The 16,110-nt window shown below is 36.5% G+C and carries 12 protein-coding genes; all 12 read right to left on the reverse strand.

The features are described 5' to 3' along the window. Positions 1 to 5 precede the first annotated feature (5 nt). The gene (locus ACZ5R4_RS08825) at positions 6 to 1,601 is read right to left on the reverse strand and encodes a response regulator transcription factor (RefSeq protein ID WP_464368365.1); all 1,596 of its coding nucleotides are present in this window, start codon (positions 1,599 to 1,601) and stop codon (positions 6 to 8) included. Then, complete coding sequence (locus tag ACZ5R4_RS08830; protein ID WP_277679008.1) at positions 1,579 to 3,390, reverse strand: cache domain-containing sensor histidine kinase; 1,812 nt, start codon at positions 3,388 to 3,390, stop codon at positions 1,579 to 1,581. Before ACZ5R4_RS08830 ends, ACZ5R4_RS08825 begins: the two co-directional genes overlap by 23 nt. Positions 3,391 to 3,586: 196 nt before the next feature. After that, positions 3,587 to 3,874 (reverse strand): RICIN domain-containing protein, encoded by a 288-nt coding sequence (locus ACZ5R4_RS08835; RefSeq protein WP_054860910.1) that lies wholly within the window; start codon positions 3,872 to 3,874, stop codon positions 3,587 to 3,589. A 99-nt stretch (positions 3,875 to 3,973) separates the two neighbouring features. Beyond that, positions 3,974 to 7,354 (reverse strand): GH32 C-terminal domain-containing protein, encoded by a 3,381-nt coding sequence (locus tag ACZ5R4_RS08840; protein ID WP_464368366.1) that lies wholly within the window; start codon positions 7,352 to 7,354, stop codon positions 3,974 to 3,976. A gap of 261 nt (positions 7,355 to 7,615) precedes the next feature. Next, complete coding sequence (locus tag ACZ5R4_RS08845; protein ID WP_277679010.1) at positions 7,616 to 8,587, reverse strand: LacI family DNA-binding transcriptional regulator; 972 nt, start codon at positions 8,585 to 8,587, stop codon at positions 7,616 to 7,618. Between the two features lie 461 nt (positions 8,588 to 9,048). Further along, positions 9,049 to 9,507, reverse strand: coding sequence for a 2-thiouracil desulfurase family protein (locus tag ACZ5R4_RS08850; protein WP_054860909.1), 459 nt, complete (start codon positions 9,505 to 9,507; stop codon positions 9,049 to 9,051). A gap of 505 nt (positions 9,508 to 10,012) precedes the next feature. Continuing rightward, positions 10,013 to 10,102 carry an ATP-binding cassette domain-containing protein gene (locus ACZ5R4_RS08855; protein ID WP_464368476.1) on the reverse strand — a complete coding sequence of 30 codons (90 nt, stop codon included), beginning with the start codon at positions 10,100 to 10,102 and terminating at the stop codon, positions 10,013 to 10,015. Between the two features lie 77 nt (positions 10,103 to 10,179). Next, positions 10,180 to 11,367 carry a GTP-binding protein gene (locus ACZ5R4_RS08860; RefSeq protein ID WP_054860908.1) on the reverse strand — a complete coding sequence of 396 codons (1,188 nt, stop codon included), beginning with the start codon at positions 11,365 to 11,367 and terminating at the stop codon, positions 10,180 to 10,182. Between the two features lie 161 nt (positions 11,368 to 11,528). After that, a complete protein-coding gene (gene dcd / locus ACZ5R4_RS08865; RefSeq protein ID WP_109985807.1) occupies positions 11,529 to 12,059 on the reverse strand; it encodes a dCTP deaminase in 531 nt (176 codons plus the stop codon). 16 nt (positions 12,060 to 12,075) lie between these two features. After that, complete coding sequence (locus ACZ5R4_RS08870) at positions 12,076 to 13,266, reverse strand: GTP-binding protein (protein ID WP_109985806.1); 1,191 nt, start codon at positions 13,264 to 13,266, stop codon at positions 12,076 to 12,078. A gap of 18 nt (positions 13,267 to 13,284) precedes the next feature. Next, the gene (locus ACZ5R4_RS08875) at positions 13,285 to 14,958 is read right to left on the reverse strand and encodes a FeoB small GTPase domain-containing protein (protein WP_464368367.1); all 1,674 of its coding nucleotides are present in this window, start codon (positions 14,956 to 14,958) and stop codon (positions 13,285 to 13,287) included. Next, positions 14,952 to 16,064 carry an NAD(P)/FAD-dependent oxidoreductase gene (locus ACZ5R4_RS08880; protein WP_277679015.1) on the reverse strand — a complete coding sequence of 371 codons (1,113 nt, stop codon included), beginning with the start codon at positions 16,062 to 16,064 and terminating at the stop codon, positions 14,952 to 14,954. The genes ACZ5R4_RS08875 and ACZ5R4_RS08880 overlap by 7 nt, the downstream gene beginning before the upstream one ends. Positions 16,065 to 16,110 lie beyond the last annotated feature (46 nt).

The following is a 16,110-nucleotide window of genomic DNA, read 5'->3' on the forward strand; positions in this document are numbered from 1 at the left end:
ATCCTTTATTCAACATTTAAAAATTTTCGATACTCTACTGGTGTTTGACCGATATGTTTCTTAAAAACAGTACTAAAATAAGCTGAACTGGAAAAACCGACTAAGTTCGCCACATCAATTATCTTTAAATGCTGATCTTTTAGAAATTGCTTGGCTTCCTTCATCCGTCTTTCCACCAAATATTCACTAAAATTCCTCCCAGTTTGTACTTTGAATATTTCGGATAAGTAAGCACTGTTAATGTGAAATAGCTCTGATAAGGTCGTTAAAGAAATATCACTCCCATAATGCTGATCAATATATCGTCGCACACCATCTACAATTAATTTTCCATCAGTAATACGGGTATTATTTACTTGTTCAATGATCTTATTGGCAAGTTGAACAAGACTGTTCATTACTTTCCTTTGTGCATTAAGCTCCCAAATTGTCTGTTGACATTCCCAAATAAACCGTTGCATATCAGTTGTTTCCATATCATATTTTTTAGCTATGGAAATTAAAGAAAATAATATTCGGTTCGCTCCGATAGAAAATGACAACACTGATTGCTTCGTTGTTAAACCCAGTGACAAGTCGAGTTCTGTTTTAAATCTGTCCATATCTGTCTGTTCGATAGCATTTGTTATTCTTTTTTCCAACGCTGGTGAAAAGCTCGTAATCCCTTCTTTTCTTACATTTTCATCAATTACTTGCGAATGCGTCCCTAGCTGACTTTGGCTCCAAGATAATAAGCTAGAAATATAACCCATTTTAAATTCAGCTAGCCCTGTTACTATATTACCTATGCCAATGACTGTTTCAAATTTCAATAATGTTTTCACATTAAACTGAATGGTCTTCGCTAAACAAGATGTACTGTTGGAGTCATTCTTTTCGATCAAAAGTAAAAATTGCATCATGTTTGTATAATTGGGATCATAAAAAGAGAACAAGTTTGGTTTATCTTCCACTATTTCTTTACATAACATGTGAAAGGCTGTCCGTAATTCATTGACCCTATGAGAATGTTTATTTAAGTCCCTTATCTCTACGGTGATAAACTGTGCTTTCACATTAGCTTGGAGTAGGCTGTGTAATTTCAATAGTTTCAGTTTTTCTTTCAAGATACAATGCTGTTGCCATTCCTCTTTTACTAAGGAGAGTAAGGCTTGTTCCTGCACTTCTTGTAATTGAGAGCGCACTAGTCTTTGCAACCGGTCCGACTCCACTTGTTTACTCTTTTCCTGATCTAATTCCTCTTTCATTCGTCTTAATACTTCTTGTAATTCATCTGGATCAACTGGTTTTAGAAGATAATCTCTTACTCCTCCTTTCATTGAATTTTTTACATATTCAAAGTCTGAATAACCAGAAAGTACAATCACTTTTATATTAGGGTAATATTCCTTGCATTGCTTCGCCAATTCGATGCCACCCATTACTGGCATTCTAACATCCGTCATTAAAAGATCAATGCTTTTCTCTGCGATTAACGAAAATGCTTCTTTTCCGTTTTCTGCTTCTGCTACAATTTGGAAACCTTCTTCTTTCCAATCAGCCTTCCATTGCAACCCCTTCCGTATTTGCACTTCATCATCAACAATCAAAACATTCCGCATCTCCCTGCCTCCTCTCGTAAGCAATAGATAGAGTGATTCGTGTTCCCTTAGCCTTCTCTGTATCTATCTGATAGGAAAATTGATCTCCGTAATATAATCGTAAACGCTCCAGTACGTTTTTAAGTCCTATACTATTCCCACTGCTTTCTAAAACATTTGAATGATTAGAGCTTTTATCACTATTTATTAATTTTTGAACCACGTCTTCCGACATCCCAATCCCATCATCCTCAATCACGATCGCTAAATGATTCGCCTGATAGCTTATTCTAATATCTATTTTTGCATGATTTTTCGAGATCAAGCTGTATTTTACTGCATTTTCCACTAGTGGTTGTACAATAAATTTAATAATTGGAAGATCCTTCGAACTTGGATCTTCATCAACCATAATTTGCAAGTCATCCTCATATCGAAGTTGTAAAATCTTTGCATAATGGCGAATATATTGGATCTCTTCACCTAATGTAACAATATTCGATTTTGTATTTAATGAATACCGCAACATTTTACCTAAATAAACACTCACATTCATGACATCTTTATTCTTACCTTGAGCAGCCAATCCCCCAATAACTTCCAAGGTGTTATTCAAAAAGTGTGGGTTGATTTGAAGCAATAGTGCTTTATACTCCGCATTACGCCTACGAATGTTGGCCTTATACTCATTGTCAATTAAACTTCTTAACCGATCTATCGTATGAGCGAATACTTGTAATACATAACGAATTTCATTATTTTCAGATTCAATGGTTGGCATCATTTGCTGGGCACTATAAAAATCACCTTTTTCCAAGTAATTCATTGCTTTTGTTAATTCTTTCAGTGGATTAGTGATAGAAGATGAGAACATAAAGGAAGCAAACACAGTAATGAAAAACACTCCTATACTTAAAAAGAGCATACTTTTCTGTAATTGGTTTGGTTGGGCAAATAAATCATCTTTTGTAACTTCATGCAATAGAATCCAATCGCCTACAGATAACTGTTGGTAAAACAACAAATATTCTTCATTATCGTCGCCTAGCTCTACTAGCCCCTTTTCGTTTTGTGTATCTTTTATTTTTGCTAAAGTATTAGCAATGATGTGTGGTGGTGTTTTTATTTCACCCTTTAGAACATTTGCACCTTGCTCATCGACTATAAAGGTATTTCCATATTTACCGGTTTTAATCTTTTTTAAGGATTCCTCGATCAAATCTGTCGAAAAGTTCACCTTAATCACACCACTATCCTCGAGTGAATTCATATCAACTAACGGGATAAGATGACTATTAATATCTTTATCTCTCATTAAAGCAGATTGTTGATTCGCATCAGTATGTGAATGTGTATATGTTTTGTTATGGTGGATAAAATCATTATACCAGTCAGTATCTTCTAAGTTGGGATACCTCCCCCAAATTCCCTCGCCGTCGTGGGTAAATATTGACACAGAAATACTATTAGAATTATTGACCGTCATCGTACTTAATAAAGTATTCAATTCGTTCCTTACAAGTAATCGAGCTGTCGAAAGAGTTTCATTATCATTGTGTGTTGCTTCAATACGTAACCATTCCTGTGTAATAGGATTAACCAACACTTGCTGACCAACATCTGCAGCTTGTATCGTAATGGAATTAATATAAAGTGAGAATTGACCCATCATTTCAATTGTTAATTCTTGTGTTTGGTTTTTTATATAATTCGTAAACAAACTTGGGATAACAAGTGATAAAATAAGGAATGGGACCGTTAATAAACAAGAAAATACAAGGAATAATTTATTTCGTAATGAAAAAAACATAACGGTTCCTCCAAATACATGTAAAACATTTAAGTATCTTATACAAATTGTCATTTTTGTTGGTATTATTCAAAAGAACGAGTCCAATCTTATGACGTTATAAAACAGATACTGAAGTGATGGAAGGGAAGTCTCTATTAACCTCCCTTCTTGTACCTTAGGATCAAGCAAAATCCCCCCAAACAAATAGATAAGCTTAATAAGATACTGTCCACTGCTGGCGTGATTCTAATGGATCATATGGTTGCAACGTGATATTCCCTTCCTCCGATATAGCCAATGCTTCATTATTATAGACAGATAGAAGTGTTACGGTCTGATTACCATTATTCTGTATGATCCAACACTGATTATCATAACCTAGGTAATCATATAGCTGAATTTTATTTTGCGCCGTATCTAAATCTATTGTTTTACCATCTTTCGTTCTTATTGAGTAAGATCCTTTTTCATCACCAGTAGGCATCAATGACCATGTTGTCATTTCTTCATCTATGATAACCGGCTCACCATTTTTAGAAGAAGATACATGTAACGATTTACCTGTTTCTTGATTGGTAAAAGTGGTTTCGATTAATTCTGCTTAAGTAACATTACTAATTTTCACATTTTGATAAGTAGCCCTCCCCCCAAATACGTTTAATCCAAAATGACCTTCTGCAAAGGTCCCATCTTTGATATCCATCACTTTTTCACCGTCTACATCAATTTGAATGTGTGGACCATTAGCTATTATTTTCACTTGGTAGGTCTTTCCCGGCTGAATAAACGCAGGGACGTTACCAATAATCATATGATCATCAAAGCGACCATCTAATTTATAAAACAGACGGTAAGCCTTCATATTTGGGTCTAAGTTAAAGTAATAGCCACTTCTTCCATCTTCACTAGCTCGGAAAAGAATAGCACCAGCACCTCCATCTTCATCGATCGTCATTTCTGCTTCATAGATGAAGTTGCCACCAGTATCTTTAGCCATATAATTGGCGTCACTGGTATGCGAACCACTAATTCCGTCTTCGGTAGAAATCCATTTGACGGTAGCAATATCAGACTTCCATCCGCTCAAATTAGTATTAAAATTCCCTTTATATACCTTTACTTTAACACTTTCAGACACTTTATGATTTGGCGTGGAAACTATTATCTCTGCTTCTCCAGCATTAGCAGCTGTTATTAAGGCATTATTTCCATTGGAAGACTCGATGCTCACAATATCAGAATCTGTTGTTTCCCATTTTGGTTGAGCACCATTTCCGTTTCCATCAATTAATGTAGCATCCATGGATAGCGTATCTCCAATATTCATCTCTTTCTGACTGGTATCAATCACAATGCTAGCACCATCATTAGTATCCCGATTCCAGATATCATCAAATTTGTGTACTTTTACAGAGATAACATTAACAGGACCACCCTCTGTAAAGAATCTTAGCCCTCTACTCGTTACTTTTGGAAAAATAACATCAGAAAATACAACTTGCCCATCATTTACAAAAACCTCAACAGATCCGTTATCAACAAATATATTTAGTTTAACACGTTGATTTTCTGGTTGTATTTCTGCCTCATGGAAAGTTGTAAATTGATTAGAGAAATCTGTCCGACCAGAATCAGAGCGATCAACAAAAACTTGGTTGGCTGTCATATTGTATCCAATCACTGTTTTCTCTTTTGAACCTTCCCGAACATGGAAACCAAACTCTGTTACTTCACTATCAGAAGGTATTTCGATCTCCGCTTCAATTTCATAGGAACCTTCATTTACTTTTTCTAATAGGTTTGTTCCATTGGAAGGATTTACAAGCTTATTCTTTTTTTCGAAAACTGTTTTGCGAATGTTCTGTAATTCTTCTATTGGAGATTGAGCAAGCCTAATCCCTTCATCTGTCTGAATTAGCTGCAATTCTCTTGGAATAGTAAGTTGACCTTTCCATCCTTCTGTTGGAAAATTAAACGGGTAATCCCAATTGGTCATCCATGCCATTGTCACACGACGATGATCTGGCATGTTCGCAAACGACATAGATGCATAAAATTCTTTACCATAGTCCGTCTTCAATACTTTCCCAGCTGGATTGTCATTGATGAATTTACCGTCAGGTGTCAGCTCTCCAATAAAATATTCTGCGTCAGATCCCTCTGTATTCGGATTTGCCCCTGAACTAATCATAAGGACCCACTTCTTCTCATCTGCACCTTCGATTTGAAGTTCAAAAAGGTCAGGACATTCCCATACTCCTCCACGGATATAATCGCCATAGCCAAAATTATCCGTATGCTCCCACTGAATAAGATCCTGGGAAGTAAAGAAGCGAATATGATCTCCACCAGATACAACCATTATCCAACGATCATTCGCTTCATCACGCACTACTTTCGGATCACGAAAATCCCATCCACCTGGATCTTCCTCACTTTTTCCTGGATTTTCAATGACAATAGGATGTTCTTTAGAATATTTCCATGTTCGACCTTTATCGATACTATAAGCAAGGCCAATTCGTTGATTCCCATTGTTAGCATCAGGGTTAAAAGAAGTATAGTATGCTATCATTCCTTTGCCATTTGAATTAGTAAAAAGCCCAGAGTCATTATCCATGTCTACTACCGCAGAACCTGACCATATATGCCCTTGATCATTCCACGGCAAAGCAATAGGTAGATGTTTCCAATGAATTAAATCCTCACTAACAGCATGCGCCCATTTACCACCATCTTGATGGAATAGATGGTATTCACCTTCGAAATATACAAGACCATTTGGGTCACTTGCAGAACCTCGAGCTGGTGTATAATGATAATCCGGTCTATATTTTTCTTTGTAATAACTGTTCGTTGGAACTAAATAAACATCCTGAAAATAAGCTTTCCCACTCAATACTGTCAATCCTGTTAAACCATCCGTGTAACTGCTATCTGCAACTTCAATTGCTGGATCTGAATAACCATCTATATACAATGTAATTTGTTCTTCGTTCACTATTATTTCCAAATGATGTTTAGTACCACTTTGTGATTTGAAGTTTCTTGTAGATTTTCCGAGCACCGTACCATCTATTTTTTGTAGTTGTGCTACCAGTTCATCTCCTTGTTTCGTAAGTAGAGCTTGATAACCCTTTGTACCATCTTCATTCATGCGAAATGTAAAACCTGCCTTAGATTGTTCATCATCAAAGGAAATATTACCCTCTAGCACAAAGTCACTTGCTTGTGTTTTATACACTTTCTTAGCTATTTCATTCTCCCTAGTTAATCCTTTTAAGCCTCTTATGTTGGGTTCCCAATTTCCTTCCTGAACTATAGTTGAACCTAAATTTGTAACCAGTTCACTCACTTTCACATTTTGAAATAGTGCGGAACCATTCCATACATTTAGCCCTAGATATCCGTTATGATAAAGCGATACAGTAGAATCAATCACTGGAGTATATTGATTTTCCCAATATACTTTAATATTATCTCCTACTACCTTTACCTTAAGATGATAAATTTCTCCCTCTTGAATATTTACGTCAACTTCTTCTTTTAATCTATTTTCATCACGAGCATCGCGAAGCCGAATAAGTCCTGCTTCTGGTACTAATTGCACCATATAAGAATCCCAACCATCCTTACCAGATCGAAATATCAAGGTTGTATCGGCAGATTGATCCAGAACCATTATATCGGCTTCGTAAATAAAATCTTCTGATTGAACACTTGAAATCGCCATTACATTCTCATTTAATTCGGATGTAAGCTTTAATCCTTGTTCTGTGTCTTCAAGTGTGCCTGCTCCATGTATTAACCAATTAGATAAATTTGTGCTGGCTTTAATTGCAGAAACCTCCCTATCTTTATTTATATTTCCAACTAGCTCTGTTGCAAAAGATTCCATATGGATCACCTTTGTTATAATTAGTCCCATTATCATAACTAAAAGCAAACGATAAACAAGCTTATTATTTAATTTACGGTCCATAACAACCCCCCTTTAAAAATAGCTATATCGGTATTATTGATCATTCATATTTAACTTAAGTATCACGCTCCTAGATGTCTTGATAGGATGGAAAGTTCGAACCTTTGTAAAAAGGTTGTTTTAGTCAGTTCATGTCAACCGGTTGACATGTTATTTACTTGAATTACCTTCTTATTACAAACTAATAATATAGTAAGCGCTTACTTATGTCAACCGGTTGACATATAATAAAAATACTCCCCTGTTATGACTATTGGAGAATTATGTTGTTTTATTTATTACAATCTCAGGTAATAAAAAAGTTTCCCTGTCCGTAACTTTCTCAGGATATGTAATAAGTTTCATCATTTGTGTTACAGCTGTGGAAGCTATGTCTTTTATTGGCTGTTTAATCGTCGTTAGCTGAGGTAATAACTTGCTAACCGTAGACGTACCATCATAACCAACTATTTTCAACTGCATTGGAACATCAATATTCATTTCCTCTGCAACCTGCAGACAACCAGCAGCAATCATGTCATCACTCGCGAAGATACCATCAGTTTCAGGATATTCGTGAAAGATTTTTCTTATTGTACGCATGATCTCTTCTTCATCGAAAGGACTATTCAATACGTATGTTAAAGGTTTCTTAACTAAATCTTCGTATGCTTTTCTTCTTAACTGGGTTGGCGTCTCAAGCTCAGCAGGTCCATTTATATGGATAATCGATTTACAGCCACGATGAATCAAATGCTGAACTGCCATTTTACCTCCTTCATAATTATCTGATCCTACAACAGGTATCGTTGAAGAAAGATAATGATCAATGGCTATAATTGGGAGATTTGACCTTTTATACGTCTCAACACCGCGATTGTATGAACATACAATCATTCCATCTACTTGGTTTCTTATAAGCATAACCGCATACTCTTCTTCTTTATTCGGTTGTCCTAGACTGTTACATAAAATCAATCTGTAACCCATCTTTGAACAAATACCTTCAATAGATAAAGCTAACTCACTATAAAAAGGATTCGAAATATCAGGAATGATTAAACCAACTAAATAGGTTCTTTTTTTATATAATGATCTAGCTACATCATTTGGATAGTAATTTAATTCTTTCATAGCGCTTTCAACTTTTTGTTTTGTTTTCTCACTAATATACCCACGATTATTTATAACTCGTGACACTGTAGTTGGCGATACACCGGCAACTTTAGCAACATCATTTAACTTAATGGTCATGTAGGTTTCTCCTTATAAATGCTTCTATTTTATTAGAATCATACAATGTTTATTTTTACGTGTAAAATAGTTTGAGTAATGTAATTTTTATTAAAAAGATATCACTTCCATTTGTGTGATATATCCTGTTTTTCGAAAGTCCGCTGACCTTCTTCTCTAATAGGTAGGAGTGAAATAATCTTCTACCACATTAGTTTTTAACATACTCTTCGGCATTAGGATCTCCATATCTAAAGTAAGTTCGTTATTTTCATAATTATCGAACTTAAATCTGTCTGATCAAAACCTTACGAAGGAAAAGATAGTGTTATCCAACGATAAACCCAATCACTTTCTCAGCTAGAGTATACCTAATGTTGTCGGTGGACATTCTACCTCGTCTAGCATACTTAAACGTTCTCCTGAATTTGAGTTATTGCTCTATTCTAGCCCGCACAAAAATCACAAGAAATTGGAAAAAACTAAGAAAGGAAGTCAGCAAATTGTTCTTCCGAGATTAGTTTTATTCCATTTCTAAGTAATAATGCAGAAGTAACACCCATTCCCTTTTGTTTTTCACCAATGAAATTACCATTATAAATCATGGAGCTGCCACAGGATGGGCTGTATTCCTTTAGAACAACAATGGATGTATTTATTTTTCTAGCTTTATTCAGAGTAGCATAAGCACCCTTGATATAAAGTTCCGTAACATCTCTTCCAGATTTCTCGATTACTTTAGCCTTTCCATCAAGTACATCTTCTCCATTACCACCTACAATTTCTGCAGGTTCTCGTGGAGTTGAAAATCCCCCTAGTAATTCTGGACATATTGTAACAGCTTTCTTTTCTTCTACGAGTTTTGCAATTTTACTATTAAAACTGTTTGTACCATTATATCTTACATTTAAGCCTGCTAAGCAGGAACTAACTAATATCATATCTCTATATCCCCTTTAGCATAATTTTTTGACAAACAATGTATTACCTATCATGACCTTACCAAAACTAGAACACACCAGGGGAAGGAGCACTAGATAAAATTCCTCCAGTAACTAGTATTGCTCTAATTTTTATGCCAGCAGTTAATCCTCCCCACTCCGAACATTTTGGAAATAATGACAATCATTATTTGGTTTCATAAATTCCTCGTTTCACTAGCTATAGTAAGTACCTTTTCTCTTTTACTCCATATAAAATCTCTTCAACACAGATTAATTATATCATTTGTAAATGTTCGATTAAATGCTCATAAGCCATTTGATCTCAAACTACATATAAGTTTTATAAAGAAAAAAGCCAATAAATATGAGATATTTATTGGTTGCCATGGAGAATATAATGTTTATGCCTAATTTCTTCTCTATTGATTACGGATGATAGATAATCTCTATCCACACATCATTCGCTCTAATTTTACTGAAATGGATATTATGGTTCATATGTTTACATAGATAGTTTTTCATCTAAAGTAGATTTTCCTGAACCATTAGGTCCAATCAATGCAACGAATTGACGCTTATCTATATGAAAAATTCACAGACTAATTGTCCACTCTTTTTCATATTTAAAAGAACCGTTTTTTACTTCTACAATTTTTTACTTCTACAATTTTAATGCCCACTCTCAGTAAATGCTGGCAATGGATCATTAAATTTATCCCAATCCTGTTTCATTTCTTCATCTGTTAGCAAGCATTGATCCAATCCCTTAATGATCTCCTCTTCATCCATATTCATACCGATAAACACTAACTCCGTCATACGATCCCCATATTCCACGTCCCAGCGCTTCACTAACTCAGGTTCCTTATTCAAAACTTCCATTTGTTCTTTTTCAGGATAAGTGGCAACCCACTTTCCTACACCCTGAATAGAGAGGGAGGTACCAGCCTGTGATAATAAACCAGATATCTTATTTCTTGAAGCTAACCAAAAGAATCCTTTGGCTCGTACAATACCTGTCGGCCAATTTTCTAACCAGCTCATCCACCGTTCAGGGTGGAACGGTCTGTCCCTCCGGTAAACAAAGGAGTAGATGCCGTACTCCTCACTTTCAGGTACGTGTTCCTCATTTAGTTCTTTGATCCATCCCGCTCCTTGGCTTGCTTTTTCAAATTCAAACAATCCCGTATTCAGGACAGAATCCAGCGGAATTCTGCCAAAAGTTGTGTCGATAATATGAGCTTCAGGGTTTAATTGCTTCAGAACTGCTATTAATGCTTCTTTATCCAATTTTTTTACTAAATCCACTTTATTTAAAAGGATAACGTTTGCGAATTCTATTTGATCAATTAATAGATCAATTACTTCTCTAGCATCTTCCTCATTTGCTCCTTGATTACGATCAAGTAAGCTTTCTCCTGATCCATAATCCTCCCAAAAACGACTTGCATCGACCACCGTCACCATTGTATCCAATCGACATAGCTGGCCAAGGTTGATTCCAAGCTCCTTATCCTCATAGGAAAAGCTTTGAGCAACAGGAATTGGCTCTGATATCCCTGTCGACTCAATCACAATATAATCGATATTCAGCCTAGAAAGCTTTTCTACCTCTTTTATTAAATCTTCTCTTAATGTACAGCAAATGCATCCGTTCTGTAGTTCGACCAATTTCTCTTCAGCACGTCTGAACCCACCTTGTTTCACCATATCAGCATCTATGTTCACTTCACTCATATCATTCACTATTACAGCTATTTTAAGATCCTCTCTATTGTGTAACAAATGATTTAATAAAGTGGTTTTTCCTGCCCCCAAATAACCACTTAGCACGGTAACTGGTATTTTATTTTTCAATCTCTTTACCTCCTAATCGTTTAGTGTAATGGGTTCAGCTGTTTTCCTATCACCTGCGATATTTATTGAGACTTCCAGGCAAAAGTACCAACATATTTTTCGAAATTTCTCCTATCCAAGAGATCTACCTGTAAAACATGTATTGCTCCGCCTTCTTCGCCTTAATCCAAATATACCCGACTAGCTGTGGCCCCTTCTTGAAATAAATACTTCCCGCTATATCCTTCTGTAGCTTGATCAACATGCGCTATAACCAATTGACAGACCCGCATCCCGACTTTTAATTGAACAGAGACACGATTTGCATTAAATAACTCTAAGGTGATCTGGCCAGAGAAGCCCGGATCGATCCATCCTGCGTTTTGAATAAAAACACCAAGTCTTCCGATAGAACTTCTCCCTTCAACAAAGGCCGTTAAATTGTTAGGCAAGCGAATTTGCTCTAACGTTGTTCCTAATAGAAAGGTTTTAGGTGGAATCGTGATAACTTCTCCATCTGTTACTTGCATTTCATGATAATTTGCCGGTTCGTTGACGGATAAAAAAGGAGTAGACATATCATCCACTACTAAAAAATGCTTTCCTAAACATAGATCAATAGACGCTGGTTGTATGTTTAAGTCCTCAAAAGGAGTAATACCCACTTGTTCCTCATATATTAATTGTTTAATCGTTCTTCCTGATAAAATCACCTGTTCTCACCCCTGATTACGAAATTCGCCAATTGTATGGGTTTCTAAATCGTGACCAGTCTTCCGACATCTCTGACTCTGTTAATAGACAATGATCTAGCTCACTAGTTATCTCCTTAACATCTAAGTCCATTCCGATAAATACAAGCTTTGTATGACGATCTCCATATTGAGGATCCCATAAATCTTTGACTTCAGGATTATTCCTTAAAATTTCCTTTTGTTGACCTTTTGATAAGGAAGCTACCCAATAGGCTAACGGTTCAACCGACACTGATGGACCAGCTTGTGATAGCAATAAAGCTAAATCATTATGAGTCGCACACCACATCACACCTTTTACCCGAACAATTTCTTTCGGTAGATCTTGATACCAGCTCACTAATCGTTCCGTGTGAAAAGGAAGTCTGGATGTATAGACGAATGAACCAATGCCGTACTCCTCTGTTTCAGGGGTATGATTTTCTACTCCTGCATTAAGTTCCTTCAACCAGCCTGCCGATTCACTAGCTCTTTCAAAGTCAAACAAACGTGTATTTACTATTTCTTTTGGATCTACCCTACTATGAACTGTACGGATAATTTTCGCTTCAGGCTGTAACTTTCGAATGACTTTCTCTAGCTTCTGTAAATCTACATCTTTAACTAAATCTGTCTTATTCAAAACAAGAACATTACAAAATTCAATTTGGTCAAGTAACAAATCGGCAATATTACGCGTATCTTCCTCACCTACTGCTTGTTGTCTCTCCAGCAAGCTGTCTCCTGAACCAAAATCATGCCAGAAACGATTAGCATCGACAACGGTAACCATCGTATCCAAGCGACAATATTTCGTTAAATCAATCCCCATTTCTTTATCAATATAAGAGAAGGTTTGTGCAACCGGGACAGGCTCACTAATTCCTGATGATTCAATCAAAATATAATCAACGTCCCCTTTTTTCACGAGTCGCTCCACTTCTACCAATAAATCTTCTCGTAATGTACAGCAAATACAACCATTAGACATTTCTACTAATTTCTCTTCTGTACGGGAAAAGCCACCTTGCGATTGAACAAGCTCACTATCAATATTGACTTCACTCATGTCATTGACAATCACTGCCACCTTCAATCCTTCTCGATTATGTAAGACATGATTTAATAACGTTGTTTTACCAGCACCTAAATATCCACTTAGTACAGTAACAGGAATCTTTTTCATCTGCTACTCCTCCTTTTTTTATGATAAGAAATATAGTCCTGCAGCAAGAAAAGCTGCACTAACAACACTTGTCAGCATTTGCTTCCACGCAATTGATATAGTATGCTTCCAGCTTAATTCTTTACCGATAGTAAATAATGTAACAAGGCAAGCTGATAGTGTTGATGCCAAGTAAACGAGTATAAATATTTGACTGATCGACATCTCCATTAATAAACTGCCCTGCCCCTCATTTAAGACAAGTAAGCCATCCTTTCTAATAAAAGAAAAAATCAATCCAGGTGCTGCATCTGTCGGTATTGAAAATAGATATAATAATGGCATTGCAAGCCATCTCAAAATCGATAATATCCCTACTATTTCCAGTACAGAGGCAAGCAAACATATCAACAAGAAAATCGGCATAGCTTGGAATAAAAATTGTTTAATAACACCAGAAACCTTCCACCGAAATGCACTCCAATTGATTCCTTGTAGATAAGGCAAGGGAGTGATACGAGTTAGCTCATTCGTAGCATTTTTGTTCAAAATCCTTGTATGAATAGCTCCTACAATAAATAGAAAGAACAAATAAGGAATAAATAAAACCGGAGCATGTGCTGCATTAAAAATAGATAAGGTAGCTCCTATTTGATAACTGCAGGCTGAACCAAAAGCAAGCAAGGAAACACAAGATATTCGGGTACAGCTACTACAGCTTCTACTTTGCATGACTGCGACAACATTACAACCGAACCCAGTGATGACAGGAAGCAAATCTCTTCCTGTTAATCCGATTTTACGGAGCCATGGATCTAAAGCATTCGTTAAGTGTTCTTGTATACCAGTCTCTTCTGTGATAGTCGTGGTTATGCTGATCAAGAAGACAACAGGAAACGCCCAGAGGAAGGAGTACCAGCCTAGGGTAATTAATCCATAATCACCGACCAATATTTTCGCTAAAAAGGCAGGTATCTGCTCCAACCATGCAGTTATCGGTGTAAGTAGATACTGTTCTGTAATCGGCTCTAACCAGCTGACAAATAAATAGGCTACATAAACTGGCAAGGCAAACATTGCTAGAATCATAAGGCAAGCTAATATTGGACCTATTACCCTCAAGCGAAGAATTGGAATCAGTTTATTAACAGGATTAGGTGATGAAGGCAGAAAATGAAGAATACTCGCTGTAACAGCCCAAGTCTTGGCATGTTCGATACATGTGATTACTTTTTCCTGTTCTGCTTGATTCATCCTTCTGGCATTAATCCAGACAACTGGTACTTGTAACAGTTCGTGCACTCTATTTTGTTCAGCATTAGAAGGTAAGTACTTATCCTGATGTGTTGCGACGATAGCTACTTTTTTACCTTTCAAATTCAATTCCTTCTGTAGTAGGGTTAATTCCTCTTTCAGTTCTGTTGCTTTCACAACTAATAGCAGGATTTGTTCTTGTTCTATACGATCTAAAGTAAGCTGTGTACTTTTACTATCCATATCGAATTGAAGTCCTGGCAAGTCTGTTAATCTCAATTTGCTATTTAATTTACATGGTGCAGTTAACGCAGCTATTGTAGAACCTTTTACATTACTTGTCAGCGCTCTTTTTTCGCCAGTCAAATGACGAAACAATCCCGATTTCCCAACAGATTCACAACCTACTAGCAACACATCTATTGGACGAGAAGACGAAGACTGCACGCACTCTAGCATTGACACCTCTCCCCACACATCGAAAGATCATCAAGATAAAAGTTCTCTCGTTTATACTCCTCTAATATAGATAAGTCTAAGCCTAAATGTTGGCCAATCATTTCCGCTATTACAGCAAAGCGCTGGCGGAACTTGTAAATATAGCAAAAAATATGATCATCGTGCCGAAGTTCCGGTCCTGCTAGAAATAAGCCAGTAGTCACTACAGATTCATCTTTATCATTGACAAGTACTTCCCCATGTTCTCCCCGTGTCACAAGATTTTCTATCTTGGTTGTACTCCCTGAGAAACCAGTAGCTAATATCGGCTTCACCGCTGTTGAGAAAACTTTTCCTTTATTTGTATAGATGTCATAACCCGAAGCCACTGACTTTATACCTGTGACAGATGTGTTGCCAACCACTGTAAACAAATCAGAGACTAACAAATGACGAATACGACTATATGTGTAAGGTGATAGAGCAACACTAGGATCACTATCATCTATTTCCCAAGTATTCGTTTTAGCTATTAAAGTAGCTCTCTTACCCAAACACCCTAAATGGAATGCCGCATCCATCCCACTTTCATAGCCCCCGATTATAATGAAATCATCCCCTTCCATTTCTCGCCATGATGGAATTAAGCTATTATGCACACCAAGCTCGGCACCAGAAAAAGGATTTAAATTAGGATATTGGTATTGCCCAGCCGCCCAAACAACAAAGCGACTTTGATAAATTCCCTGTGTCGTATCTATCGAAAAAATACCATCGTTTTTATCGATATGATTTACCTGGACTCCTTCTCTAATAGGTAAAGCGAAATGATCTGCAACCACATCAAGGTATTCAGCATACGCTTCACCAGTAGGATGCTCCATATCTAACGTGTAAGCTGGTGAGGTTTTCGGAACAATCGCATTTAAATCCGTCTGACCAAACCCTTGTGCTGGAAAGGAAGGTGTAATGAACCGCATTTCTTTTGGCCACTGGAGAAAAGAAGCTCCTACCTCTTCTTTTTCTAAAATCAAATAAGATGTACATTCCATTTGTTGTAATAAAGCTGCGATACCAATACCGGAAGGACCAGCACCTACAATAATGACATCATGAATGTTATTCACAGTTACCACCCTTATAAATAATAATGATTACGATTTATATTACAAA

The sequence above is a fragment of the Gracilibacillus sp. JCM 18860 genome (assembly GCF_055395245.1).

Coding starts and splice junctions, on each gene's coding strand:
- ACZ5R4_RS08845 (WP_277679010.1), bottom strand. CDS start 8,587: ATGACCATTAAGTTAAATGATGTTGCTAAAGTTGCCGGTGTATCGCCA.
- ACZ5R4_RS08830 (WP_277679008.1), bottom strand. CDS start 3,390: ATGTTTTTTTCATTACGAAATAAATTATTCCTTGTATTTTCTTGTTTA.
- ACZ5R4_RS08835 (WP_054860910.1), bottom strand. CDS start 3,874: ATGACAACATGGTCATTGATGCCTACTGGTGATGAAAAAGGATCTTAC.
- ACZ5R4_RS08850 (WP_054860909.1), bottom strand. CDS start 9,507: ATGATATTAGTTAGTTCCTGCTTAGCAGGCTTAAATGTAAGATATAAT.
- ACZ5R4_RS08870 (WP_109985806.1), bottom strand. CDS start 13,266: ATGAAAAAGATTCCTGTTACTGTACTAAGTGGATATTTAGGTGCTGGT.
- ACZ5R4_RS08840 (WP_464368366.1), bottom strand. CDS start 7,354: ATGGACCGTAAATTAAATAATAAGCTTGTTTATCGTTTGCTTTTAGTT.
- ACZ5R4_RS08875 (WP_464368367.1), bottom strand. CDS start 14,958: ATGCTAGAGTGCGTGCAGTCTTCGTCTTCTCGTCCAATAGATGTGTTG.
- ACZ5R4_RS08825 (WP_464368365.1), bottom strand. CDS start 1,601: ATGCGGAATGTTTTGATTGTTGATGATGAAGTGCAAATACGGAAGGGG.